Below are 26193 nucleotides of genomic sequence, written 5' to 3' on the forward strand. Positions count from 1 at the left end.
CGTCACCGCAAAGAGAAGGTCGCTCGCGCTATGCAGAACTCCGCCGACTCTGCCGTTTTCGTGCCCCATTTCCACTGGGACCGGGAATGGTACGAGCCTTTCCAGGTGTTCCGGCACCGCCTCGTCACCGCTCTCGACACCGTGCTGGAGACAGCCGAGGCGAACCCGGACTTCCGGTTCACCGTCGACGGGCAGATGGCCGCGATCGAGGACTACCTGGAGATGCGCCCGGAGAACCGCGACCGTGTCGTGGCCCTGGTCGCCGGCGGCCGACTCGCCATCGGTCCCTGGCTCATCCTGCTCGACGAGTTCCTCTGCTCCGGCGAGACCATCGTGCGCAACCTGCAGATGGGCTGGGCGGCCGCGGCGGACCTCGGCGGCTCGATGCCCATCGGCTATCTGCCCGACATGTTCGGCCACGTCGCGCAGATGCCACAGATCCTGGCGCGCGCCGGGATCGAGCACGCGGCACTGTGGCGCGGTGTACCGGGCTCCGTCGACGGCCACGCCTTCCGCTGGCGCGCCCCCGACGGCTCCGAGGTGCGCACCGAGTTCCTCTTCGACGGCTACGACAACGGCCTCGACGTCCTGCTGGTGCCCGACCAGATCGGGCGCGCGCTAGGCGAGTACGCGGAGATGACGGCCGAGCGGTGGGGCGACGACCCGCTGCTCGCGATGGCCGGCACCGACCACAACGCGCCCGACCCTCAGCTCGCGACCTGGCTGCGGCGCGCGTCGAGCGAGGAGCGCGCCATCACCATCGCGACCCTCGACGAGTACATCCGTGAGCACGTACGCGACGAGGTCACCGCCGTCGTCACCGGCGAGCTGCGCAGCCATGTGCGCGGCAACATCCTCCCGGGCGTGCTCTCCGTGCGCCTCGCGCTCAAGCAGCGGATGGCCGCCGCCGAGCGCACCGTCGACCACGCCGAGCGGATGAACGCCCTGTGGTCCGGCCGGGACGACTCGCCCTTCCTCTCGCTCGCCTGGCACAAGATCATCGAGTCGTCCGCGCACGACTCGGTCGTCGGCTCCGGCACCGACGAGACCTCCGACCAGGTCGAGGCCCGTCTCGCCGAGGCCGCGCAGACCGCCCGTGCGGTCCGGGACGCCGCCGTCGCCGAGCCCGCCGCCCGGGTGCCGAGCGACGGTTACCTGGTCGCCAACCCGTTGCCCTTCCCGCGTACGGCCCTGGCCGAGGTGGATGTCGTGGCCCCGCCCGAGGGAACCGTGCTCGTCGCGACCGCCGACGACGGCTCGGCCCACCCCGTGCAGCTCGTCTCCCAGGCCCCGACCGTGCTCGCCGACGAGCGCATGGACGCCTCGCAGCTCGAACGCGTGCTGCGCCGCATCCACCGCCGCGAGCTCTTCGGCCGTCTGATCGACCACTACGAACTCACCGCCGGGTCGCTCGTCTTCCACCTCGCCGAGGTGCCGAGCAGCGGACCGTTCGACCTGCTGATCCTGCGCCGCGAGGTCGCCGCCGCGGCCGCCGCGCATCCGGGGGAGTGGCGGGTGCTGACCCTGGAGGAGGCACGGGCGACCGCGCTGGTGCCCGTGGAGGTCCCCGCCGCCGGGCTCACGAGTTTCCGGGTCGCACCGAGCGACAGCGCCCCCGCCCGCCCGACCGGGTTCGCACCCGCGACGGCGACGGCCCGCACGCTGTCGAACGGACTGGTCGAGGTGACGATCGCCGCCGACGGCACCCTGGACGTGACCGGCGCCGACGGCACGGTGCTGCACGGTGTGGGTCGCCTCGTCGACGGCGGTGACCGCGGCGACAGCTACAACTACGCCCCTCCGGCCCGGGACGTGCTCGTGTCGGAGCCCACGGAGGTCGCCACCGAACTTCTGGAGGACGGCCCGCTGCGCTCCAGGATCCGGGTCACCCGGGTCTACGAGTGGCCCGCGGCCCTCTCCTCCGAACGCGACGTCCGTGGCGCCCGCACCGTGCCGACCCCGGTGGAGACGCTCGTGGAGGTACGGGCGGGCGAACCGTTCGTGCGCGTCTCGACGTCGTTCCTGAACCAGTCCGCCGACCACCGGCTGCGCTTCCACGTGCCGCTGCCCGAGCCGGCGGCCGGATCCGCGTCCGCCGGACAGTTCGCCGTCACCGAGCGCGGGCTCACCGCCGAGGGCGGCTGGGGCGAGTACCCGATCCCGACCTTCCCCGCGAGTGCGTTCGTGTCGGCCGGTGCCGCCAACGTCCTGCTCGACCACGCCACCGAGTACGAACTGGTCGGGGACGGCTCCGAACTCGCCATCACGCTGCTGCGCGCGATCGGCTCGATCAGCGTCAACATCCATCCCCTGCGGGACGAGCCCGCGGCGAGCGAGATTCCCGCACCGGGCGCGCAGGATCTCGGCGTGCGCGTCGAGAACCGCTTCGCCGTCGTGCCCTCGGCGACCGGCTGGCAGGGCGCGAACGTGGTCGCCCTCGCCGAGGACTTCCGCAACGACGTGCTGGTCATCCGCGGGACCGCACCCGCCGAAGGCCGACTGCCGCCCGCCGCGACCGGCGTGCGGGTCGACGGCAGGGACGTCCTCGTGTCGAGCATCCGCCGCGTCGCCGACGACGAGCGCGGAGCCGGCACCGAGATGCGGTTGGTGGCCATGAGCGACGCGGGGTCGGCCGTCCGTGTGACCGGCGTGTTCACCGAGGCCACCACGGTCGACCTGCTCGGCCGCCCCCTGTCCACGGCACCGGCCGCGGACGGACTCGAACTCGCCCTCGGCCCCTGGGAGATCCGAACCGTCGTGGTCCGGTAACCCGCGGCGACCGCGCGCGACGAGGGCGACGAAGCCCCGATCGGTCGAGTCGGCGGACACCGCCGGCGTTCGGATCCCCGTTCTTTTCAGCAAGAAAGAGTTGTGACCCAGTGCCCTCCCAGAACTCCGCATACGTTTCGGACACCGCCCCAGGGCGTGGCGCGCTGCGTGCGGCGCGCTCGTGGCTGCACTCCGACGCCCCCAGCCGTTCGCTGAACGGGGACTGGCGGTTCCGGCTGTCGCCGACGGTGCCGGTGGCGGCGGACTTCGCGGCCGAAGGCTTCGACGACAGCGGCTGGGACAGCATCCCGGTGCCGTCCCACTGGGTTCTCCAGGGCGACGGAGCCTACGGCCGGCCGATCTACACCAACGTGCAGTTCCCGTTCCCGATCGACCCGCCCCATGTCCCGGACGAGAACCCCACGGGCGACTACCGCCGCCACTTCGACATGCCCGCCGACTGGGCGGGGGCCGAACGCGTCGTGCTGCGGTTCGACGGTGTCGAGTCGCTCTTCAGGCTGTGGGTCAACGGCGAGGAGATAGGCGGCGCGAGCGGCAGCCGGCTCGCCCACGAATTCGACGTCACGTCGTCCGTGCGTCCGGGCGACAACGTCGTCGCCGTGCGCGTGCACCAGTGGTCCGCGGCCAGCTATCTCGAGGACCAGGACCAGTGGTGGCTGCCGGGCATCTTCCGCGACGTCACCCTGATCGCACGGCCGGCCGGAGGCATCGAGGACGTCTGGCTGCGGGCCGGTTACGAGAAGGGGCGGGGCCGGGTCGAGCCGGAGATCAGCGCCGGCGCGGCGGCGTTCCCGGTCACCGTCCGTATCCCCGAGCTCGGCGTCGAGCAGGTCTGGGCCGCCCCGGCCGACGTGGTCCCGTTCGACGTCGACGCGGTGGAGCCCTGGTCGGCCGAGCAGCCGCGGCTGTACGACGTCACCGTGTCGGGCGCCGCGGAGAGCATCGCCCTGCGAGTGGGGTTCCGCACGGTCGAGATCCGCGGCGACCGGTTCCTGGTCAACGGCCGCCGCGTCGTGTTCCACGGGATGAACCGCCACGAGACCCACCCCGAGCGCGGCCGCGTCTTCGACGAGGAGCACGCCCGCGAGGACCTGGCCCGCATGAAGCGGTTCAACGTGAACGCGATCCGCACCAGCCACTACCCACCGCATCCCCGGCTGCTCGACCTCGCCGACGAACTCGGCTTCTGGGTCGTCCTCGAATGCGATCTCGAGACGCACGGCTTCGACAAGGTCGACTGGGCCGGCAATCCGAGCGACGACCCGGCCTGGCGCGAGGCGTACCTCGACCGCATCCAGCGCACCCTCGAACGGGACAAGAACCACCCCAGCGTCGTGATCTGGTCCCTCGGCAACGAGGCGGGCACCGGCGGCAACCTCGCCGCGATGGCGGCGTGGGTCCACACCCGCGACACCGGACGACCCGTGCACTACGAGGGCGACCACACCGGCGAGTACACCGACCTCTACTCCCGGATGTACGCGACGGTGCCGGAGACCGAGCGCATCGGAAGCGACGACTCACGGTCGCGGCTGATGAACTGCACTCCCGCGCAGAGCGCCCGGCAGCGCACCAAGCCGTTCCTGCTCTGCGAGTACGCCCACGCGATGGGCAACGGGCCGGGAGCGCTCGACCAGTACGAGGCGCTGGTGCACGCGTATCCCCGGCTGCACGGCGGCTTCGTCTGGGAATGGCGCGACCACGGCATCCTCACGACCACCCCGGACGGTACGCCCTACTACGCGTACGGCGGCGACTTCGGAGAAGCCGTGCACGACGGCAACTTCGTGATGGACGGAATGCTGCTGAGCGACGACGTCCCGACGCCAAGTCTCCATGAATACAAGGCGGTTGTGCAGCCGGTCCGCTTCAGCTTCGACAGCGACGCGGGCGAGGTCGCGATCACCAACCTGCGGCACTCCGCCGACACCTCCGACCTGCGCTTCGTCTGGCGCGTCGAGCACGACGGGACACTCGTGGACTCCGGGGACATGGAGGTCCCCGTCGTCGCGGCGGGCGAGTCGGGGCGGGTGAAGCTTCCATCGGTCACGGTGGCGCACGACGCGGAGACATGGCTCACCGTCGACGCCGTGCTGGCGGCCGACACCGCCTGGGCGAGCGCCGGGCATGTGATCGCCACCGCCCAGCTCGACCGTTCGGCCCGTCGTCCCGCGCCCGGTGTCCGCTCCCGTACCGACTGGCGGCACAGCGACGGAACGCTGACCCTCGGCATCGCCGAATTCGTCGACGGGTCCCTCGTACGGCTCGCCGGCCGGCCCGTGACGGGCCCGCGCCTTGAACTGTTCCGTGCCCCGACCGACAACGACGAAGCCGCGTCCGACGAGGTCGAGGAGAGCGACGCCGCCGTCGCCGGGGTCTCCCAGGCCGCACTGTGGCGTGCCGACGGCCTCGACCGGCTGACCGTACGACGGGTCTCCGTGGAGCACACCGCCGAGGCCCTGCGCACGATCTCCAAGGTCTCCGCCGCGAACTCCGGATCGTCGGTGACGGTGGAGACCGTCTGGTCGATCGAGGGCGACGAGCTCGAACTGCGGGTGGAGATCGAGCCCTCGCGCGGTTGGCGGACGGTGTGGCCGCGGATCGGGATCCGCTTCGACCTGCCCGACGGCACGGCCCCCGTCGACGGCGCCCAGTGGTTCGGTCTCGGACCGCTGGAGTCCTACCCCGACAGCCTGCGCGCGGCACGCACCGGGCGCTTCTCCTCCACCGTCGGCGACCTCTCCGTCGACTACGCGCGCCCCCAGGAGACCGGGCACCGCTCCGGGGTGCGGCAGCTGACGCTGACGAGTGCCGGCACCGAGGTACTGCGCCTCACGACCGTGCCGGACACGCGGGGACGCCGTCCCGGGTTCACGCTCAGCCGCCACACCCCGCAGCAGATCGCCCGAGCCGAACACCCCTTCGAGCTGCCGGGTTCGACCACGAGTCACCTGATCGTCGACGCGGCCCAGCACGGACTCGGCTCACGCGCCTGCGGACCGGATGTGTGGCCCGAGTTCGCGCTCCGCCCCGAATCCCGCACGATCAGGCTGCGCGTCTCGGCGGCCTGACGAAGGGGCGCTCGAACGGCGCCCGGGACACCGCCGTCGCGGTCCACGGTGGGGTGGGTGAGGTACGGGCCCGCCCCACCATGGACCACGACAGCGGTGAGGAGATCCGATCCTGGTACTGCCGGTCCCTGGGCAGGAGCGTCACTGGCGGGGCGCCGGCGCGCTGGGGACGATCGACGCATGACCACCACGTTCATCACCGGAGCCAACAAGGGACTCGGCTACGAGACCTCCCGCCGCCTCATCGCACTCGGTCACACCGTGATCATGGGAGCCCGCGATCCCGAACGCGGCAGGGCGGCCGCCACCGCGCTGGGCGCGCGATTCGTCCGTATCGACGTCACCGACGACGCCTCCGTGGCCGCCGCGGCCTCCGACGTCGCCGCACACGAAGGCGTGCTCGACGTTCTCGTCAACAACGCGGGCGTCCACGGTCCGCACGGTGACCCGAGCGACCTGACGGGCCCGGACGCGCTCGGCGTCTTCGACGTCAACGTCTTCGGTGTCGTCCGGACGACCAACGCCTTCCTCCCGCTGCTGCGCCGGTCGCCCGACCCGGTCGTCGTCAACGTCAGCAGCGGTATGGGATCACTGGCCATCACCCACGACCCGTCGCGTGTCGAGTCCTCCGTCGTCGCGCCCCTCTACACCGCCTCGAAGGCGGCCCTCACGATGCTGACCACCCAGTACGCCAAGGCACTGAAGGACATTCGGGTCAACGCCGCCGACCCCGGCTACACCGCGACCGATCTCAACGGCCACAGCGGGCCCCAGTCCGTCACCGAGGGCACGGACGCGATCGTGCGTCTCGCCACCGAAGGGCCCGGCGCGGGCTCGGGACGGTTCATCGACCGCACCGGCCCGATCGACCTGACCTGAGCTGTCCTGACCCTGACCCTGACCCTGACCCGAACTGGCTCCGGCAGCGCGGGTCTCCCAGGTGAACCCGAGGTGAAGGGACGGCGTACAACCCTTCACGTCCCTTGAGGGTCAAGGTGGTTGCGAGCGTGCGCGAAGCGCGGCCCACCGCTTTCCAGCCCTAGGGGTGCATCTTGTCCTCTCGAAGACTCCACAGGTCCGCCGCCGCCGTGGCCGCGGCCGTCGTCGTCGCCGTGACCGGGGCGACCCCCGCGGTGTCCTACGGCGAGGACGCCTCCGTGGCTGCCCTCGCGGCCGGTGCCGCGGGCTCCGTGCGGGCCGACTTCGACGGTGACGGATACCCCGACGTCGCGATCGGCGCTCCGGGCGGCACCGTGAACGGCAGGTCCCAGGCCGGGTACTTCTCCGTCGTCTACGGCATGGCCGAGGGCCCCGACGGCGTCAAGCGCCAGGTGATCAGCCAGGACCGGTACGGCATACCCGGCACGGCGGAGACGGGTGACCGCTTCGGCAGCGACCTCACGGCGGCCGACCTGGACGGCGACGGCTTCACCGATCTCGTCGTCGGATCCCCGGGCGAGGACATCGGCAGCGTGCGAGACGCCGGGCGGCACACCGTCCTGTGGGGAAGCGTGGGCGGCCTCATCGCCGCCTCCGTCATCGGCGAGGGCCGGTCGGAGACCAGGGCCGGTGACTTCGACGGGGACGGGCACCTCGATCTGGCGACGGCCGACCGTATGCGCTACGGGCCCTTCAGCCGCACCGGCGAGGCGGCCCGCACCGGGCCGCTCGTCGACCTGGACGTCCGTCTCTACGCGATGGAGGCGGGCGATGTGGACGGCGACGGCAGGACGGACCTGGTCGTCAGCAGCGGTTCGTGGGACTCGGACGACGGAGGCGAGCTTCCGCCGCCGCATCTGCAACTCTTCAGGGGCACCGGGAAGGGTTTGGTGGCGGGACCGTCGATCGCCTCCCCCGACACCGTGTCCGCGGACAGCGTCGCCCTCGGTGACGTCAACGGCGACGGCCGCCAGGACGTCGTCTTCGGCCGCAGTACGGCGGCGGGCGGCGGCCTCGTGGGTGTGGTGCGGGGTACGGCGGGCGGATTCGCGTCGCGGGCCACGCTGATCGGCCAGAACACCGCCGGCGTCCCCGGGACGGGAGAGAGCGGCGACGGTTTCGGCACCGGTGTGTCGGTCGGCGACGTCACCGGTGACGGGTACGCCGACGTCGTCGCCGGGATCCCCGGCGAGGATCTCGCCGGCCGGACCGACGGGGGCACCTTCGCGGTCCTCAAGGGGAGCGCGTCGGGTCTCACCGGGACCGGGGCCCAGGTCTTCAGCCAGAACACCGCCGGTGTGCCCGGTACCGTCGAGAACGGTGACCGGTTCGGCAGCCGCACCGCCGTCGTCGGCCGGTACGTCGCCGTCTCGGCGCCGCAGGAGAACACCGGTTCCGGCGCGGTGTGGGTCTTCGCCACCAACGCCTCCGGCGTCACCGCGACCGGCTCGGTGAGCTTCGGACCGGGCACACTCGCCGCCCCCGTGCCCGGCGCGCTCCTCGGCTCCGCCTTCCACCACTGACGGACGCGACGGACGGAAGGGAGTCCTCGACGTCGGCGGCGCACTCGCCGTGGAGACCAGCGAGTGCGCCGGACCCGCTCGCGGGACGAGGAGGACGACGGGACGAAGGGGACGACGGAGGTCCGGCTACTTGCCGGCGCCGGTGTCGGCCGACGCGTACAGCGCGTCGCGCAGTGCCGCGGTGGCCTGGGCGACGGCCTCCTTGGCGGCCGCGGTGTCCGCCAGCGCGTTGAGCATCATGAAGTCGTGGGTGACACCGGCGTGGTGGGACGAGGTGACCGGCACACCGGCCGAGCGCAGCTTGGCGGCGTAGGCGTTGGCCGCGTCGAGCAGCACATCGGAATCGGTGATCATCAGCGCGGGCGGCAGTCCGCGCAGCTGGTCGACGGTGGCCCGCAGCGGCGAGGCCAGGGGGTTGTCCCGATCGGCCGCGCGAGGCGCGTAGGCGTCCCAGAACCACTTCATGGCCGGCCGGGTGAGCCAGCAGTTCTCGGCGAAGCGGTGGTAGGAGGCCGTGTCGAAATCGGCGTCCGTGACGGGGTAGAGCATGACCTGCTGCCGGAAGTGCGGGCCGCCGCGCTGCTTGGCCATCAGGGTGACGGCCGCGGTCATGTCGCCGCCCACCGAGTCGCCGGCCACCGCCAGACGGCTGCCGTCGACGCCGATCTCCCGGCCGTGGCCGGCCACCCACTGGGCGACGGCGTAGGCCTGCTCGACCGGTACCGGGAACCGGGCCTCGGGGGAGGGGGTGTAGTCGACGAAGACGACAGCCGCGCGGGCACCGTCGGCCAGCTGCCGGACCAGGCGTTCGTGGGTCGCGAAGTTGCCCAGGACCCATCCGCCACCATGGATGTAGACGATGCCGGGCAGGTCGCCCTTGACGCCGTCGGGGCGGACGACGTGAACGGACACCGGGCCGGTCGGACCGCCGGGCACGGTCCGCTCGCTGATCTGCGCGGGCAGCATGTCCACCGGCCCCGCCTGCAGCTTGTTCAGCACCTCTCGGGCGGCGTTGTACGACATCTCGTACAGCGGCGGGCCACCGGCTGCCGCGAGACCGTCGAGGAAGTCCTGGTCGGTCTTCTCGAGCTTCACCGGCGGCGTGCCACAGGCGACGTACTTCGCCTTCACCTGGTCGCCCACGGCGGCTGTCACCGTCGTGCTCCTGTCGGAGGCGCGGTCGCCGCCACAGGCGCTCAGCGTCGCGCTGGTGGTGGCCAGGAGCGCGACCAGGACGCAGTAGCGGGCCCTGCGGGATATCGGCCGTCGTTGCGAGGCTGTCATGTGTGCGGATTCCCAACGTGATCGTAGGTTCCCCCAGGTCAGCCTGATCGCATCGCGGGTCACCGACCAGCCGGGTTAGGCCGCAGGAGTGTCCTGCGGCGGCGGGCGGCGGCGGGTGCGTCAGCGGGGCGATGGGCGCCGACGCCGTCGTCCTGCCCCGGAGGCGCCCCCCCTGCGACCAGCAGCGGCGGGGTCCGCCGGGACCGCGCTGCCCGGACGCACGGCGCCGGCGAGGAGAGGACCCCGCACGTCGCGGTGAGAAGGGGACCCGGGACCCGCGGAAACCGGGGACGCAGGTGCGTGACGGTGCCGGCCGGGTCCGGTCCGCGTCGGGCGATACCCTGCCGGCCTACCGAACCGCCAACTCCGCGGCCCTGGCGCACACATGAGGCGACGCTCCGAGCGGCGCAGGCCGACGACACCGTGCCGTACGGGGGGTTGACCCGGAGCGCCTCCACTGGTTCAGTGGCTGAGCCACTGGACAATCGGGCACTCACCGGAGGAGGAACCGTGGAGGCGCTGCCCCGCGAGACCATCGTGGACGTCCTGGAGGGGCGACTGCGCACGGACATACTCGACGGCCTTCACCCGGCCGGGAGTTACCTGCCACCGGAGCGTCAACTCGCCGACGGTTACGGAGTCACCCGCACCACGCTCAAGCACGCCTTCGGCCGGCTCGTCCAGGCCGGTCTGCTCGAAACCCGGCACGGCGTCGGGACCCGGGTGCGCGACTACGCCCGGCTGGGCGGAGCGGATCTGCTGCCCATGCTGGTCCGGCACGACGCGAAATGGGTCCGCGAGATCTTCGAAGTACGGCGCAGCATCGGCGCGTTGATCGCCGAACGGTCCGCCACGCGCGCCACTCGCGCCCAGCGGGCGGAGCTTCGCACGCTGCTGGAAGCCGTACGGGCGGGCGACGACGCCGACGCGGTCCAGCTCGCCGACCTCGAAGTGCACCGAGCCCTCGCCAGGGCGACCGGAAATCGCGTCTACGTCCTGCTGACGAACACGCTGTTCAACGCCTACCTGCCCGTCCGTTCCCTGCTCCGGGCTCCCTTCACCGACCCCGCGGCGGCCCACGGACGACTGTCCCCCGTCGTGGAGGCGGTGCTGGCGGCCGACGCCCCGGGGGCCCACGCGGCAGCCGACGCCTACCTCGGGGCCACCGAGCGCATCATGCTGGACGACCTCGCATGAGGGGCACCGTGTTCACCGAGACGATGCTCGGCACGGTCCGGCTCGACGCCGACAGCCGGGAGCGCCGCATACGCCTCGACCTGCGCGCCGAGACCGAAGAAGTACTGCGCCCGCACCGCACGACCCGGGCGCGCCTGACCGGCCGGGTGCGGATCGCCGGTATCGCCGACGCGCCCTGCGAGGGGGGCGAGTTGGAGATCTCACCACTCGCCAGGAGACGCATCCGCTACCGGCTCACCTTCACCGCCGACGGCCGCACCCTCGTACTGGACGGCTGGAAGTCCGTCACGGCACGCCACCCGGTCGCGTCGATGACCGTCCTGCCGGTCACGCTGTACGAAGGGGGCAAGCGGGCCGGCGAAGGCGTCCTGCGGTTCCCCCTCACGACCGGTCTGGCACCGTTCCTCCTCAGCTTCCGCTTTCCCCGCCGCGAGGACCACGCCGAGCACTTCGCACCGCGCTGGAACGGCACACCGGGCCGCACCGAGGTCTGGTACACCACGCTGACCGACCCGGCGAGCGGCACCGGCGTATGGCTGCACCACGAGGTGACCGCGCCCGCCGACGGCTCCGAGGCGTTCGCCCACGGATGGGTCGCGGCGTTTCCCCGCGAGGGGGAGGTGCGACACGCCCGTTTCGGGCCCGTCCCCTGGACCCGCCCGACGGTCGGATTCGAGGGCGACTCCGTCACCGCCGCCCCTGGGCAACTGACGGGCAGCGCCGACGACTTCCACTGGAAGATCAGTGAACATCCGGAGGGGGAGAGTCTGTTCACCTTCCCCCGCTGGTCCTGGCGCCGGTCGCTGCTCCCCGCCGCCCAGATGCTGCCGGCCGCGCGGGCCACGTACGACGGCGTGTTCTCGTACGGACAGGACACCTTGACCCTGCGCGGCGCGCCCGGCGCCTCGGCCCGCATCTACGGGCACGGCAACGCGCACCGGTGGACCTGGCTCCACGCGGATCTGGGCGGCGGCGACGTCCTGGAGATCGTCGCGGCGGTGTCCACCAGGCCCGGTCTGCGGCGGCTTCCTCCGCTGGTCTTCCTGCGCCTGCGCCGTGGAGAGCGGACCTGGCCACGGCGGGCGGAGCGGTCCGCGATCGGCTGGCTGGGCCTCGGACGGTTCCGCGCCGGGTTCGGGCTGCCACGATGGACGGTCACCGGCCGCACCGCGCTGCGCCGCATCCGCGTCGAGGTCGAACAGCCCCCCGAGCGGACCCTCACCCTCGAGTACCGCGACCCTGACGGAGCCCGCGCGGTGTGCCGCAACAGCGAGTCCGCCGACGCCCGCGTCGTGCTGGAACGCTGGTGGGGCCGATGGCGCCCGGAGCGGTCCTGGGTGCTGGACGGCACCGCGCACGCCGAGTCAGGCGAGCGATGACCGCCGAGGGACTCGTCGCCGCGCTGCTCGCCGACGACGGCGAGCAGGCCTGGCCCGCCCGCGTGCCGCGCCGCCTCGGCACGGTGCTCGCGGCGCTGCCCCGCCCGGCCAGGGCCGGGGTGCGCACCGCCGCCGCGGCCGTGGAGGCGTACGCCCTGGCGCGCACCGGCAGGCGGCTGGCCGCACTCGGTCCCGACGAACGCGAGCGTGTGCTGCGCTCGCTCGCCGCACACCCGCGTCTCGTCCCCCTGCTCGACGTCCTCAAGGTGCCGGTGATGCTGGCGGCGGGCACCGAACGCATGCCGTCCGTGCCGGCTCCCCTGTCACCTCCGCAGGACCCGCCCCTCGACTGCACCCCGGCGCACGCGTGGCCGGCGCGTTCCACCGCCGACGTGGTGGTCATCGGGTCCGGGGCGGGCGGCGCCGTGGCCGCGAGGACGTTCGCGCGCGCCGGAATGAGCGTCGTCGTCCTGGAAGAGGGCGAGCACCACTCGACGGCTTCGTTCGGACGCCGGGCGCCGCTCGACCGTTTCACCGACCTGTACCGGGACGGCGGTGCCACCATGGCGCTGGGCAACCCACCACTCCTGCTGCCGGTCGGCCGCGCGGTCGGCGGCACCACCGTGGTCAACTCCGGTACCTGCTACCGGACTCCGGATCACGTGCTGGCCCGGTGGAGCCGGGTCTACGGATTCGGTCTCGCGGAGGGCCTCGGAGCCCGTCTCGACGAGGTCGAGCGCACCCTCCGCGTCGCCACCCAGCCCCTCGACGTACTGGGGAACAACGGCCTGTTGGCGCTCTCCGGCGCCGAACGCCTCGGCTGGCGGGCCGGTCCGCTGCGGCGCAACGCCCCCGGCTGCAAGGGCTCGTGCCAATGCGTGGTCGGTTGTCCCACCGGTGCCAAGCAGAGCGTGCAGCTCTCCGTCCTGCCCGCCGCGTGCGCCGCGGGGGCCCGGATCGTCACGGGCGCACGGGTCCGGCGCATCCTCCTCGACCCCGACGGACCGGGAGCCCCGCGCGCGGCCGGCGTGCGGGCGCGGCGGCCGGACGGCAGCGAACTGGAGATCCTCAGCCCGCTCGTCGTGACGGCGGCCGGCACATTGGGGACCCCGCCTCTGCTGCGCCGCTCCGGACTCGGCGGCCACCTGCGGCTCGGCCGCAACCTCAGCGTGCACCCGGCCACCAGCGTCGCGGGACGCTTCGCCGAGCCGGTCACCGCCTGGCGGGGCGTCCTGCAGAGTGCCGGAATCGAGGAACTGCACGACCGCGGCATCCTCATCGAGGCGACCGCGAGCCCGCCCGGCATGGGAAGTTTCGTCCTCCCCGGTCTCGGGCGCGAGCTGCGGCGCGAACTGGAGGACGCGGAACGCCTCGCGACACTCGGTGCCATGATCGCGGACCGTCCGTCCGGACGGGTCCAGGGCCGGGACCGTACCCTCGTCCGCTACGACCTGGACCCCCGTGACGGGGCACGGCTGATGACGGCCGTACACGCCATGGGCCGCCTGCTCCTCGCGGCCGGCGCCGAGGAGGTCCTCACCGGCGTCCCCTCCGCCCCGCGCGCCCGCTCACTGGCCGAACTCGACGAACTGCTCACCGGGGTGACCGCGCGGAACCTGCACCTCTCGGCGTTCCATCCGACCGGCACGGTCGCCGCGGGCGGCGATCCGCAGCGCGCTCCCGTCGACCCCGAGGGCCGGCTGCGCGGCGCCCACGGGATCCTCGTCGTGGACGGTTCCGTCCTGCCCGGCTGTCCTGAGGTCAATCCGCAACTGAGCATCATGGCGGTGGCGCTGGCGATCTCGGAGACCTGGCTGGAGGCAACGGGCTGAACGCTCCGGCGTCGTGACCGGCCGACGCGGAGCGTGGACGACGGATCCGGCGGGCAACGGCACCGGGGGAACCCCGGTTGCCCGTCCGGGACACGAACTGCCCGTCCGTCCGGAGTACTTGACGATTACGTGTACACGACGAAGAATGATCGCGCTCCACGCTTTGACAACGTTGTCCAGGCTTTGAGGAGGCGTTCCCGCCCATGAGATGGACTCAACGGCTGCGCGGTGCGGGGATGGCGGTGGCGACCGCCATGCTCCTCGGCAGCTCCCTGGCGGTTCCGGCGGCCCGGGCGGCCGTCCCGCCGAGCTCCCCGCTCACCGATCTGGTCAATCCGTTCATCGGAACGGAGAACGAGGGCAATACCTATCCCGGCGCCGCCGTGCCCTTCGGCATGGTGCAGTTCTCGCCGGACACCGGGCACAACACCGGCTACGACTACTCCCAGAACCACATCCGGGGCTTCTCCCTCGTCCACCTCTCGGGCGTCGGCTGCGGCCTGGGCGGCGATCTTCCCGTGCTGCCGACCACGGGTGAGGTCACGGAGACGGACTACGCCAAGTACGAGGCCGAGTTCAGTCATGACAGCGAGCAGGCCGCCCCCGGCTCCTACCGGGTCGGTCTGAAGACCGGCATCGAGGCCGAACTCACCGCGACCGCCCGGACCGGTGTGCAGCGCTACACCTTCCCGGCCACGGACAAGGCCAACGTCCTGCTCAACGCGGGACAGTCACTGCACAGGACGATCTCCACCAAGGTCGAGATCCTCGACCACCGCACGGTGCGCACCGCCATCACCGGCAGCGGCTTCTGCCAGGACACCAAGCCGTACACCGTCTACACGGTCACCCGCTTCGACCGTCCGTTCACCACCTCGGGCACCTGGAACGGCGACACCGTCACCGAGGGTTCCAAGGAGTCCGTGAGCACGGGACGAGGCGGCGCCTTCGTCCGCTTCGACACGACCAAGGACCGGACGGTCGAGGCGACCACCGCGCTGTCGTACGTGGACGCCCGCGGCGCCGCCCTCAACCTCCGTTCCGAGGGGGGCCGTTCGTTCGACTCCGTCCGGCGTGCGGCGAACCGCGCGTGGGAGGACCGGCTCGGCGCCGTACGTGCCCAGGGAGGCGGTGACACCCTGCGCCGCACGTTCTACTCGTCGCTCTACCGGTCCTTCCTCGCACCCAACATCGGCAGTGACGCCGACGGCCGCTACACCGGCTGGGACCAGCGGATCCACCGCGCACAGGGCTTCACCTACTACCAGAACTGGTCGCTGTGGGACACCTATCGCACCCAGTCGCAACTCCTCGCCCTGCTCGCGCCGCGTGAGGCCCGGGACATGGCGATCTCCGTCATCAAGATCGACGAGGACAGCGGCTGGCTGCCCAAGTGGGGCTACGGCACGGTGGAGACGAACATCATGACCGGCGACCCGGTCACCCCCTTCCTGACCAACGCCTACCAGCAGGGCCTGCTCAAGGGGCCCGGCGGATACGCCGAGCGGGCCTACCGCGCCCTGAAGAAGAACGCCGACGGGGTGCCGCCCGCCGACTCTCCCGCGGTGGGTCGCGAGGCCAACAAGGAGTACATCGCGAACGGCTTCGCGCCCTACGTCAAGGACCGCCCGCACGCGAAGCCCGGCGACTCGGACTACGACCACGGAGCCTCCGCGACCCTGGAGTACGCGCTGTCCGACGCCATGCTCGGCGCGATGGCACGGGATCTGGGTCATGACGCGGACGCGGCGCGCTATGCCGCACGGTCCCGGAACTACCGGAAGATCTTCGACGGTTCGACCGGCTTCTTCCGCGCGCGGGACGCCTCGGGCGCCTTCACCGGACCGGCGGACCCGGCCCTGAGCGAGGGCTTCCACGAGGGTACGGCCTGGCAGTACCAGTGGCTCGTGCCGCAGGACCTGCCCGGGATGGTCGACCTGATCGGCGGCACGCAGGCGGCCAACGACCGCCTCGACTCGTTCTTCGCGTACGACCAGTTGCTGAAGGACCCGGCGAAGACGGCCCGCGAGGTGTGGGTCAACGGCCCGTACGACTACTACAACGCGGACAAGTACAACCCGCAGAACGAGCCCGACCTCATCGCCCCTTACACCTATCTGTCGACCGGACAGCCCTGGAAGACGACCGACGTGGTGCATGCCGCGCTGACGCTGTTCACGGACGCGCCGACCGGCATGACCGGCAACGACGACCTCGGCACGATGTCCGCGTGGAACGTGCTCTCGTCCATCGGGATCTTCCCGGTGCAGCCCGGCTACGACACCTGGGGCCTGTCGACGCCCGTCTTCGAGCGGGTCGATCTGAGGCTCGACCGGCGCTACTACCCGCGCGGCGCCCTGACCGTGACGGCACCGGGCAGCTCGGACCAGCACCGCTACATCCAGTCGGCGCGGGTGGACGGCTCCGCCTACGGACGTACGTATCTGACGACCGAGTCGCTCCGGCACGTGCGGTCGCTCTCCTTCACAGTCGGCGCCGAACCGTCCGCGTGGGGGACGTCCGCCGACGCGGCCCCGCCCGCTCTGCAGCCCGCGGGGTGAGCCGGCACCTGGCTCACGTCCGGAAGTGACGGACGCGGCACCCGCCCACGCCCTGGTCGAAGGACGGGCGGGGCGGGTGCCGCGTCCGCGTTCCCGGACCGGCCGGCCGGCCGTCCGTTCCGGGACAGGGCGTTGAGCCGGACATGGCAGATGTCCCTCGTTCCTGCCCCGGACATCTTCCGCCATTGGTCCTGACCTGCGGCGACGCGGAGGAGTACGCCACGGGCAGTTGCCAACCGGGCCATACGGGACTCATGTGTCGTTCACCGAGGCGTATGAGAGTCCAGGGCATCCCATGTACCCATCACGAAGACATTGCTGAGGACACATGTGCCTTGACGGACACTGCGAGAGCCACGTGAACATCTTCGAGCCCGAGGCGGGAGGCGACGGCGAGGCGGGTGGCACGCTGGGCCGTCGTCGGCTGCTGGCCGCGGGTGTCGCGGGCGCCGCGGCCATCACCCTCGCCCCGGTCTCGTTCGCGGAGGCGGCCGACAGCACGACCGCGGGCACACCGCCGAAGACCGGCGAGGAGACCCGTGTCATCACCGGGCTGCTGCCCACCGGCGTCGCCGACTTCGTGTACCTCCCGGTCGAGGTCCCGCGCGGCGTGCAGAAGATCGCCGTGTCGTACTCCTACGACAAGCCGGCCGTCCCGTCCGGCACGCCCGGCAACTCCTGCGACATCGGCGTCTTCGACGAGCGTGGCATCGAGCTGGGCGGGCGCGGCTTCCGCGGCTGGTCCGGCGGCTTCCGCACCTCGTTCGAGATAAGCAACAGCGAGGCCACCCCGGGTTACCTGCCCGGCCCCGTGGGCCGCGGCACCTGGCACATCGTCCTCGGCCCCTACCAGGTCGCGCCCCAGGGCCTGAACTACCGGGTGCAGGTGACGCTGACCTACGGCGAGCCCGGCCCGGCCGCTGTCAGGAACTTCCCGCCGCGGCGGGCCATGGGCCGTGGCCGCGCCTGGTACCGGGGCGACTGCCACCTGCACACCGTGCACTCGGACGGTAAGCGCCAGCCCGCCGAGGTGGCCGCCGGTGCGCGCGCCGCAGGGCTCGACTTCATGGTCTCCACCGACCACAACACCTCGTCCTCGCACGGTGTCTGGGGCCAGTACGCCGACTCCGAGCTGCTCATCATCACCGGTGAGGAGGTCACCACCCGCAACGGCCACTGGCTGGCGCTCGGTCTGGAGCCCGGCGAGTGGATCGACTGGCGTTACCGCAACCGCGACGACGCGTTCCCGCGCTTCGCCCGCCAGGTGCGCCGCAGCGGCGGCATCGTGGTGCCCGCGCACATGTACTGCGCGTATGTCGCGAGCCAGTGGAAGTTCGGCTTCGAGGACACGGACGCCACCGAGGTGTGGACCGGCCCGTGGACGTACGACGACGAGCACGCCATCAGCACCTGGGACCAGAAGATCGGTGAGGCGGTCCGCAGCGGTGGGCGCTGGGTCCCGGCGATGGGCAACAGCGACGCGCACAGCGAGCCGCAGGTCATCGGTATGCCGCACAACGTCGTCCTCGCCGACGACCTGGCCACCGACTCGATCATGGACGGCATCCGCGCCGGCCGCAGCTACATCGCGGAGACCTCCGCCGTGCAGCTGACCTTCACCGCCTCCGGTGACGCCCGGCAGGCCGGCATCGGCGAGACCCTCAAGGCGTCCGCCGACGCGCCCGTGGACATCCGTCTCGACGTGAAGGGCGTGCCCAACGGCACGGTCCGATTCATCACCGACGAGGGTCAGATGCACCAGGAGTCGCTGGGTGCCTCTGGCGAGGGCACCGTCACCTGGCGGACGACCGCGTCGCTCGCCGCGTACGTCCGCGCCGAGGTCCGCCACCCCATGGCGGACGGCACGCCCGGTCAGGGCAACACCATGGGCGCCGCGCTCATGTTCGGCCCGATGGCGGCCCTCACCAACCCCATCTTCCTGAAGAAGACCGGCCGGTGATCCCCGCCGCGGTCCGCCGTCCGGTCACCGCGCGGTGAGGGACGACGTATCGCGGCCGAGCCGTGCCCGGGGCGTCCCCCGGGCACGGCTCCTTGCGTTCGTGGCCCGCTCAGGCCTGTCCCGGACCGGTCCCCGCGCCGCACGCCGTGCGGGGGAGCGTGGAGACCGGGGGAGCGTGCCGCCTCAGAACTCCTGAACGAAGTACGGCTCCACGGTCATCCATCCGTTGCCGCGCGCGCCGTAGCGGGTGCCGTTGTCGCTCTGGGCCAGGGTGTACCAGGAGTCGACGTAGTCGGGGTCGTCGGTCCACCAGTCGTCCGGGATGGCGTCCAGCACGGCGTTCACCAGGGGAACGTAGGTGCCCTGGTCCGTGATGGTCAGCAGGGCCGTGGCGATGGCCTTGGCGAGGTCGCGGTAGTTGGTGCTGCCGTCCTCCTCCATCATCACGGCGTCGGCCAGGTCGTACTTGTAGTTGGACCAGTTGACGAGGATCTGGTTGGGCCGGTAGACGGTGCCGTCGTTGTCGAGGTACGGCATGTCGACGGGGTCGACCCGCACCTGGCCGTCCTGTCCGAAGCCGGTGACGAGCGTGTAGATCTCTGCGTCGCCCTTCACCCAGGGCTCCTCGTCGTCCGAGAGCTCCACCGCGGTGATCCGGCTGGTCCAGAAGCCCGCGCCCGCCGCCTGCGCCCGCTTGGGCGCGTCCGCCCGCGGGGTCGCGGCCGGGGCGGCGGAGTCGAGGCCGTACCGGCGGAACTGCTCGTCGAGGACGTCCAGTCCGGCGGCCAGGGCCTTGGAGCCGTCGATGTCGACGACGTAGACGGGGTGGGAAGGCGTGTGACGGGCGTCGAGGGTGTGCGTCCGGCCGTGGCTGTCGTAGGCGACGACGGTGGTGGCGTCGTCGTCGGAGGTGGCCGGGGCGACCCACGGCGCGGTGCCGGAGGCCAGCGCGCCGCGCATGCTGTCGGACCCGAGGCGCAGCCGGAGCAGCGGACCGACCTTCGCGTCCAGCCCCTTGGCGGTGGCGATCCGTCGGTCGGCCGCGGCCAGCGTGGCCTTCAGACCACCGCCCGCCCGCCCCGCGAGGTCGGTGACGGGCACCTCGTCGGAGGTGAGGGCGGCGCGCCGGACGCGGGCGCGCCAGGCGGAGTCGGCGAGGGAGCGGGCGATCGCGCGGGCGGCCTGGTCCTGCGTCGCGTCGACCGAGGCTGCGGTGGAGGGAGCGGGGGTGGCCGCGGTCGCCTGGAGGGCGCCGGCGGTCTGGCCTGCGGACAGGGCCAGCAGGGATCCCACGAGGGCGGCGACGGTGCCGCGCCGACGGGACTGACGGGATTGACGGGGTCTCACTGGGGCGATCCTCCTGGTAGCGGGGGACGGATGGTCGCTGTCAGTGGAGCTGGTGGAGCTGCTGAAGCCGGCGAAGCGGGAGGAAGGGGGAGAAGCCGGGTTTCTATGCGAGTAGATTCCCGGCGGCAATGATGGCGTGTGCATGCCTAATCAGGCAAGGGTGCAGGAGCCCCCCACCACATGAACAACTGGCAGACACAGGTGGGGCGTTCTCGCTGCGGGGCTTCGTGCCGCGCCCCGGCCGACGGCCCTGCGGTGCTTCCGGATGCGGCCGGCGATCTCCCGCCGGGCGGGGCCCGCGACCGTGGGGTGCACCCCTCCGCGATGCCCTCACGGGTGACCCGAACCGTCCCCTCGGGCACTGTCCTCCCGCTAGGCTCGGGCCCGTACCCGCGATCACCGGGAAGCGCGAAGTCCCTTCGGTGCAACGGACGTTCCGGCCGTCGCCCCCGGCCCGGGATCACGTCACCGCGAGCCGTACCGCCCAGGTGACATCCGGCGCACACCTCACCGTCCGTGCACCAACACCCGCTCGCGGAGGTCTCATGACGACGCACAGACTTGGCAAGTACCTGACAGCCGCAGCCGCGGCCCTCCTGCTGCTGGCCACAGCGCCCGGAGCCGTCGCCGCCACCGTGGAGTCGCCGGGCGGGCCGACAGTCCCCGGCGTCGCCCCCGTGGCGGAGACATGGCAACCGCCGTTGTCCACCCGCGGGCGGTACATCGTCGACGCCGCGGGCAACCGCTTCCGGCTGAAGTCGGCCAACTGGGACGGCGCGCAGGGCTCGTGGACCGGCAGCGGCAGCGCCGCCGACCCGGCCGACCACCACGCGGGCCAGGACTCCTACGGCATCCCCCTCGGCCTGGACCGTGCACCCCTGCCCCAGCTTCTCGGCGACTTCCACCGTCTCGGCATCAACAGCATCCGGCTGCCGTTCTCCAACGAGATGCTCCACGGGACGACTCCCGTGCCGGACGCCGCCGTCACGGCCAACCCGCAACTGCGCGGCAGGACACCGCTCCAGGTCTACGACGCCGTCGTCGCCGCCCTCACCCGGGACGGCTTCGCGGTCATCCTCAACAACCACACCAACACGTCCCGTTGGTGCTGCGGCATCGACGGCAACGAACGCTGGAACAGCGGTCAGTCCACCCAGCAGTGGGCGGACGACTGGGTCTTCATGGCGCGCCGTTACGCCGGCGACCCCGGCGTGGTGGGTGCCGACCTCTACAACGAGGTACGCCGCGACGTGCTGGACGATCCCAACTGGGGCCGGGGCGACGCCCACGACTGGTACGCGGCGGCGCAACTCGCCGCGGACCGCATCCTGACCGAGGCCGACCCCGACCTTCTCATCGTCATCGAGGGGATCAACTGGACCGGGCTGCCCGTCGACGGACTGCCGCACGGCCGCCCCACCCTCACCCCGGCGCGCACGCTCTCGCACACCCTCGTCGCCGCTCACAAGCTGGTGTACTCCGCCCACTTCTACGGCTACACCGGCCCCCAGCACAGCGGTGCCACCGGGATCGGCGAGACCCATGACGCCCGCTACCAGGACCTCACCCGGGACCAGCTGTACCAAACCCTCGACGACGAGGCCCTCTTCGTCGCCGAGGAGGGAAGCCAGCACTTCACCGCACCTGTCTGGATCAGTGAGTTCGGTATCGGAGCGAGCGAGACCGGCACCGCCGCCCGTACCTGGTTCGGCAACATCACCGACTACTTCGCCGACCACGACGCCGACTTCGCCTACTGGCCGCTCGTCGGGTGGGAGGGCCACGACGACTGGTCCCTGCTGCGCTACGACACCGCGGGCAACCGCTACGGCATCCTCGACCAGGCCGACTGGCGCGGCACCGCCTGGAACCGGCTCATGACCGCCCCGACGCGCACCGGACCCGTCGCCGCGGTCCCCAGCTGGCGCATGCTCGCCACCGACCACGGCGACCACGTGCAGTCGTTGCGGGTGCGCGCCGGCGGTGACTGGGACTCGGGCGCCTACAAGGCCGCCTGCCCCGACGGTCAGCGGCTGACGGGGCTCGGCCACAGTGACGGTCGGGGACTGTGCACCGACGTCACCACCGGCGACCTGCGCGCCTCGGGGGACGCCCAGACGGTCGTCACCGACGAACGCTATGTTCCCGCGGGCGGCGACTGGGCCTCCGGATACACCAAGTTCCAGTGCCCCCAGGGGAATTTCCTCATCGGCTACAGCCGTCGCGGCGGCCGGACCTCGGCGGCCCTGTGCGTGCCCGCCCGCATCTCGTTGGGGGGCACCGGGCGAACCGTGTGGTTCGACCGGTCCGACAACCGGCCCGCCGACGCCGCCGGAGGTGACTTCGCCAACGGTGACTACAAGGGCCAGTGCGCCGACGACGAGTACGCCGCCGGAATCGCCTTCACCACCCGGCTGGGAGCCGGCCCGGGCCCCGCGGCCCTGCTGTGCCGCTCACTGAACTGACCCGACTCAGCCGCGCCGCACCGGCGCACCTGTGCGTCCCCCGTCTTCCGCCGCCCGCACAGGTGCGCCCAGGGGAAGCGTCCTCCCCGACGACGGCGCCACGCGGCCGGAAGGCGTCCCCGAATCCCGTTGAGACGCGGCCGTCGAGCAGGAAGAGTCTGGGGGCATGGAGTTCCTCTGCTACCACCAGGACCGGCCCGGCTCCCTCGCGTTGCGCGACCAACTGCTGGAAGAGCACTGGTCCTACATGGACCGCTACGCGAAGGAGATGATCGCCCGCGGCCCGACTTTCGCCGGCGACGACGAGACGCCCACGGGCAGTGTGCACATCGTCGATCTGCCGGATCCCGCCGCCGCCCGTGCGTTCGCCTTCGACGAGCCCGGCTACCGGGCCGGTGTGTACCGCGACGTGCTGCTGCGCCGGTGGCGCAACACGCTCGGGCGCACCATGTGGGACTTTCCCGGTGGCCGTACCGGTGGCGACAGGTACCTGGTGCTCGGCCTCGGCACCGGGGAGGCCGTCGATCTCGCCGTGCCGCCCGGCCGGGACGAGCTGATCGCGTACGGGCCACTGCTGTCCGACGACGGCGCCGACTGGCTGGGCACGGCGGCGCTGGTCCGGGCACCGGGCCCGGAGGCGGCGCGCGCCGTACTGACGGCGGACCGGTACGCGTGCGTCGAGGTCCATGACTGGCGGTTCGGCGGCCGGCCGTCATGAGCGGACGACGCACCGCGCCGTCGGTCTTGGGTAGTCCGGTCGGGTGAAGGGGGCCACGGGCCGGGCCGCGGCCCGGCCCGTGGCGTGGCGTTCCAGCTGCCGTCGGCCCGCTGCTGTGAGACGTCAAATAGCCACGTGAGAAGGCTACTTGGGCGCTCGGTAGGCGCGCTTCTCGAGCGTCGACCGACCGCGGTCCATGGGTCCGTGCGTCCATTCGGGTGTCTGTCGACGGACTTCTGCGTGTCCGATATTGAAGATAAAGGGATTATCGGTACGTTCACTCACAGATCGGCCGGTGCGGCCGACGTCTCAGAGATAGGGAAATGCGACATGACCACGCGCAACATTGCGGTGACTGCCACCGTTGCGGCCGCTGCGGCCCTCGTCGCCACGGGCGTCACCTACGCCTCGGCCTCCGCGGCTCCTGAGGCCGCCCCCGCCGTTCAGCAGGTCGCTCCCATGGGTGGCGACAGCGGCCAGTCGAAGGGTAACGAGGGAGGTGGCGGAGGCGACCGTGGTGGGCGTCGCCACTACGAGGGGCACATCGACTTCAACGAGCGTACGTACTCCGCTCGCTCCTGGGGCTGCATCACCGTGGTCAGCGGTCTCGGTTCCCGTAGCTTCAACGTGCGCAACGACAGCCGCAAGACCGTCGAGGTCTTCCGTGGCGCCACCTGCGACAACGGTTCGCCGCTCGCCACGGTCGGCCCGTGGAGCACCAGCAACGGTGTCGTGCCCTTCCGGGTCCACGGTGGCGTGAAGGTCAGGGACGGTGTCGTGGGCAGCTTCCGCGTCGTCGAGGACCACCACGGTGGTGGCTACGGCGGTGGCTTCGGCGGCGGCGGCGGCGACCGTGGTGGCGACGGTGGCGGCTTCGGCGGCGACGACCGCGACTAGTCCTCACGGGCAACGTCCGCACCACATGGAGACTCCGGCCCGCTGCAATCGGGCCGGAGTCTCCGGCATGTGGTGCGGCTCCCGGGGGCTTCCCTGGAGTGGAGGCCTGGGCCCGTGGGAAGCCTGCGTCCGGTAAAACCTATTACGCCATACTAAGTGTTCTTCGGCGGTTTCGCGTGTCGCTCCGCCCGGACCGGGGCATCCCACTCTCCGGCCTGCTTGTACGGTCATCACCCTCCACGTACTGCCGTGTGCTCCCGCGTGCTGCCGTGCGTGCGCGATCCGCGCGGGCCCCCGGAATGCCGGTCCGGGTCGCGAAGCCGAACACTGTCCGGCCTTCGTCGGCATCGCCCGCGTCCGCATCCGACGGCACGGGATCGCCAAATAGGATGATTGTTTAGCAGACCATATGCGCGTCGATGTCGCGGGTCACGATCGGGTGCTATCACTGTCGACCCAGTGTCCATCAATCGTGAGAGCGCTATGAAACTACTGTCCAAGGTATTCAGGCAGCCGAAGAACTCGGCTGACGAAGTGATGCTGCGGCTCCTTGAGGAAAGTGCCGAGGACGCGGGTTACTGGGCCGGCCGCATGCCGCGGGAAGCCGCCAGGCTGGTGCGGAAAGTTCGGATGTACACCATCGCATCGGCGGGGCTCAGCCTCACCGCTGGACTGCTCGTCTGGCCCGCGATCGCCGAATCCTCGCAGTTCGGCGCCCAGGTGGTCGTCTCCGCGCTGTCGGGATTCGCCGCACTCGTGATCGTCGCCCCCCATGCCAGCGGGCTGAGCGATCGCGCTGACGAATCCATCAAACTGTGCAGTGCCTACAGCGCCGTGTACGGCGACCTTCTGGCAGCGAAAAGCCGTCTCGATTCGGGATCCACGGCCGACTTCTCGCACGCGGCGGAAATCTTCCGCCGGTTCCAGCACATCCAGGAGCGCAAGGACGCCCTCGGGCTTGCGGTCGGGAACGGACGTGTGGCGGGTGCGATCGCCCGGGTCAAGGAGAACGGGCGGCCGGCCCGGATGATCACCGGCATGCCGCGGAGGGCCGAACTGCCCTTGATGCCGTATGCCCTGGAGAACCGCTCGGCGACGGACCGGGAGGAGAAGGTGATTCCCGCCGAGCTCGCGCACCCGTCGACGAGCGGGCACCCGGCAGCTCAGGAGCTGCCCGATCCCGGCTCCTCGACACCCAACCCCAACATCCCGTCCCCCCACCAGATCCGGGGCCGCGGGGCAGCACTGGTGGCGAACCCGCACAAGAGATGACGCGGGGTGCGAGCACCGCTTCCACCGTGGCAGAAGTGAGAGGCGACGGTCGCGGACCGGCGCACCCGGCCTGTCCTCGCGTACGGGAGCCGTGGCCGCGCCACGCACGTACGACCAAGGGTGGAATCGCTCGTAAGGGCCCCCGTTCCGGAAGCGGGGGCCCTGGTCATGGGATCACCTCGTACCCCCGCCGCGCCGCCGGGGCAGGCCCGGGGCTCGGCCGCTACAACCGGTCGAGCCAGAGCACGATGCCCGTCAAGCCGTGGAGCACGGCCGCCACACCGGCCCTGACGGCGGCCGAGCAGCGCCGGTCCGTGAACGAACGCGCGTCGTAGGTCGACGACATGCCGAGGCCCTCGCCCCGGAAGGACGCGCCCGACCAGTCGACGGCGGTCACGTTCGCGGTGGGCTCGGCCAACTCCGCGCCCACGACGAGGAACTGCTGCGCGAGATGGTTCGGGGTGACCATCGCGAGGGGGTCGATCAGGTCGTTGCCCGCGCTGATGACGAGGTCCGGTCGCATGTCGAGGGCCCTGGTGACGCTCGGGACGAGGTCGGAGGGGCCCGAGGCGGTGACGGTACGCAGGGAGACGTGTTCGGCTCCGGCCCAGGACTTGACCGCGCTGACGAGAGTCCTGGTGGGGCGGTCGTGACCGGAGGTGAGCAGCACGACCCGGTAGTCCTTCGGCGGGTGGACGCCGTTCCAGGAGCCGGGCCGTGGCGTGGTGGTCGCCTCGGGCTGGGGCCGTCGGGCGGGGTCGACGAATCCGGCGCCCAGGGCACCCGCGGCGGTGGGCCTGGGGTGTGGGCGTGACCAGTCGTCGCCGGCACCGCATCCGGTGACCAGCGCGGCGACCGCGGCCAGTGCGGCCAGGGCGCTGAGCGGGGGGCGCAAGGTGATCGTCCTTCGGGTGGTGGTGGGCGGTACGCCCCCATCCTGCTCTCCCGGGTGCTGGAG

16 protein-coding genes are annotated in these 26193 nt (G+C 71.7%); 13 read left to right on the forward strand and 3 right to left on the reverse strand.

What is annotated here, in order from left to right:
* Positions 1 to 30: 30 nt before the first annotated feature.
* The 4 genes from OHB41_RS41005 (at position 31) to OHB41_RS41020 (ending at position 8323) form a co-directional block, all read left to right on the forward strand.
* On the forward strand, positions 31 to 2769 hold the full coding sequence (locus OHB41_RS41005) for a glycoside hydrolase family 38 N-terminal domain-containing protein (protein WP_266704869.1): 2739 nt from the start codon (positions 31 to 33) through the stop codon (positions 2767 to 2769).
* Between the two features lie 110 nt (positions 2770 to 2879).
* Positions 2880 to 5861 carry a glycoside hydrolase family 2 TIM barrel-domain containing protein gene (locus tag OHB41_RS41010; RefSeq protein ID WP_266704871.1) on the forward strand — a complete coding sequence of 994 codons (2982 nt, stop codon included), beginning with the start codon at positions 2880 to 2882 and terminating at the stop codon, positions 5859 to 5861.
* 180 nt (positions 5862 to 6041) lie between these two features.
* Complete coding sequence (locus OHB41_RS41015; RefSeq protein WP_266704873.1) at positions 6042 to 6740, forward strand: SDR family NAD(P)-dependent oxidoreductase; 699 nt, start codon at positions 6042 to 6044, stop codon at positions 6738 to 6740.
* Between the two features lie 173 nt (positions 6741 to 6913).
* Positions 6914 to 8323 (forward strand): FG-GAP-like repeat-containing protein, encoded by a 1410-nt coding sequence (locus tag OHB41_RS41020; RefSeq protein WP_266704875.1) that lies wholly within the window; start codon positions 6914 to 6916, stop codon positions 8321 to 8323.
* 126 nt (positions 8324 to 8449) lie between these two features.
* On the opposite strand, the gene OHB41_RS41025 is transcribed toward OHB41_RS41020, so the two are convergent.
* Positions 8450 to 9607, reverse strand: coding sequence for an alpha/beta hydrolase (locus tag OHB41_RS41025; RefSeq protein WP_266704877.1), 1158 nt, complete (start codon positions 9605 to 9607; stop codon positions 8450 to 8452).
* 510 nt (positions 9608 to 10117) lie between these two features.
* Between OHB41_RS41025 and OHB41_RS41030 the strand changes: the two genes are divergently transcribed.
* From OHB41_RS41030 to OHB41_RS41050, 5 genes are all read left to right on the forward strand, one after another.
* Complete coding sequence (locus tag OHB41_RS41030; protein ID WP_266704879.1) at positions 10118 to 10804, forward strand: FadR/GntR family transcriptional regulator; 687 nt, start codon at positions 10118 to 10120, stop codon at positions 10802 to 10804.
* Entirely contained in the window at positions 10801 to 12183 is a 1383-nt protein-coding gene (locus tag OHB41_RS41035) for a tocopherol cyclase family protein (RefSeq protein WP_266704881.1), read from the forward strand. The genes OHB41_RS41030 and OHB41_RS41035 overlap by 4 nt, the downstream gene beginning before the upstream one ends.
* The gene (locus OHB41_RS41040) at positions 12180 to 14015 is read left to right on the forward strand and encodes a GMC family oxidoreductase (protein ID WP_266704883.1); all 1836 of its coding nucleotides are present in this window, start codon (positions 12180 to 12182) and stop codon (positions 14013 to 14015) included. The genes OHB41_RS41035 and OHB41_RS41040 overlap by 4 nt, the downstream gene beginning before the upstream one ends.
* A 203-nt stretch (positions 14016 to 14218) precedes the next feature.
* On the forward strand, positions 14219 to 16576 hold the full coding sequence (locus OHB41_RS41045; protein WP_266704885.1) for a GH92 family glycosyl hydrolase: 2358 nt from the start codon (positions 14219 to 14221) through the stop codon (positions 16574 to 16576).
* 328 nt (positions 16577 to 16904) lie between these two features.
* Positions 16905 to 18536 carry a CehA/McbA family metallohydrolase gene (locus tag OHB41_RS41050; RefSeq protein ID WP_266704887.1) on the forward strand — a complete coding sequence of 544 codons (1632 nt, stop codon included), beginning with the start codon at positions 16905 to 16907 and terminating at the stop codon, positions 18534 to 18536.
* A gap of 183 nt (positions 18537 to 18719) precedes the next feature.
* On the opposite strand, the gene OHB41_RS41055 is transcribed toward OHB41_RS41050, so the two are convergent.
* A complete protein-coding gene (locus OHB41_RS41055) occupies positions 18720 to 19883 on the reverse strand; it encodes a DUF3103 family protein (protein WP_266704889.1) in 1164 nt (387 codons plus the stop codon).
* A gap of 545 nt (positions 19884 to 20428) precedes the next feature.
* Between OHB41_RS41055 and OHB41_RS41060 the strand changes: the two genes are divergently transcribed.
* The 4 genes from OHB41_RS41060 to OHB41_RS41075 all read left to right on the forward strand — a co-directional run bounded on the left by OHB41_RS41060 (position 20429) and on the right by OHB41_RS41075 (position 25235).
* Positions 20429 to 22348 carry a glycoside hydrolase family 5 protein gene (locus tag OHB41_RS41060; RefSeq protein WP_266704891.1) on the forward strand — a complete coding sequence of 640 codons (1920 nt, stop codon included), beginning with the start codon at positions 20429 to 20431 and terminating at the stop codon, positions 22346 to 22348.
* A 166-nt stretch (positions 22349 to 22514) separates the two neighbouring features.
* Positions 22515 to 23066 carry a YciI family protein gene (locus OHB41_RS41065; RefSeq protein WP_266704893.1) on the forward strand — a complete coding sequence of 184 codons (552 nt, stop codon included), beginning with the start codon at positions 22515 to 22517 and terminating at the stop codon, positions 23064 to 23066.
* 330 nt (positions 23067 to 23396) lie between these two features.
* Complete coding sequence (locus OHB41_RS41070) at positions 23397 to 23963, forward strand: hypothetical protein (protein WP_266704895.1); 567 nt, start codon at positions 23397 to 23399, stop codon at positions 23961 to 23963.
* Between the two features lie 459 nt (positions 23964 to 24422).
* A complete protein-coding gene (locus OHB41_RS41075; protein ID WP_266704897.1) occupies positions 24423 to 25235 on the forward strand; it encodes a hypothetical protein in 813 nt (270 codons plus the stop codon).
* A gap of 223 nt (positions 25236 to 25458) precedes the next feature.
* On the opposite strand, the gene OHB41_RS41080 is transcribed toward OHB41_RS41075, so the two are convergent.
* Positions 25459 to 26130 (reverse strand): type 1 periplasmic-binding domain-containing protein, encoded by a 672-nt coding sequence (locus OHB41_RS41080; RefSeq protein ID WP_266704899.1) that lies wholly within the window; start codon positions 26128 to 26130, stop codon positions 25459 to 25461.
* Positions 26131 to 26193: the final 63 nt, after the last annotated feature.

This window comes from Streptomyces sp. NBC_01571, assembly GCF_026339875.1.
Taxonomy (GTDB): Bacteria; Actinomycetota; Actinomycetes; order Streptomycetales; family Streptomycetaceae; genus Streptomyces.

Excerpts from the sequence above, each read along its gene's own strand:
- OHB41_RS41005 (WP_266704869.1), top strand. The coding sequence starts at position 31 with ATGCAGAACTCCGCCGACTCTGCCGTTTTCGTGCCCCATTTCCACTGG.
- OHB41_RS41040 (WP_266704883.1), top strand. The coding sequence starts at position 12,180 with ATGACCGCCGAGGGACTCGTCGCCGCGCTGCTCGCCGACGACGGCGAG.
- OHB41_RS41070 (WP_266704895.1), top strand. The coding sequence starts at position 23,397 with ATGACCACGCGCAACATTGCGGTGACTGCCACCGTTGCGGCCGCTGCG.
- OHB41_RS41015 (WP_266704873.1), top strand. The coding sequence starts at position 6,042 with ATGACCACCACGTTCATCACCGGAGCCAACAAGGGACTCGGCTACGAG.
- OHB41_RS41065 (WP_266704893.1), top strand. The coding sequence starts at position 22,515 with ATGGAGTTCCTCTGCTACCACCAGGACCGGCCCGGCTCCCTCGCGTTG.
- OHB41_RS41025 (WP_266704877.1), bottom strand. The coding sequence starts at position 9,607 with ATGACAGCCTCGCAACGACGGCCGATATCCCGCAGGGCCCGCTACTGC.
- OHB41_RS41045 (WP_266704885.1), top strand. The coding sequence starts at position 14,219 with ATGAGATGGACTCAACGGCTGCGCGGTGCGGGGATGGCGGTGGCGACC.
- OHB41_RS41060 (WP_266704891.1), top strand. The coding sequence starts at position 20,429 with ATGACGACGCACAGACTTGGCAAGTACCTGACAGCCGCAGCCGCGGCC.
- OHB41_RS41035 (WP_266704881.1), top strand. The coding sequence starts at position 10,801 with ATGAGGGGCACCGTGTTCACCGAGACGATGCTCGGCACGGTCCGGCTC.
- OHB41_RS41050 (WP_266704887.1), top strand. The coding sequence starts at position 16,905 with ATGTGCCTTGACGGACACTGCGAGAGCCACGTGAACATCTTCGAGCCC.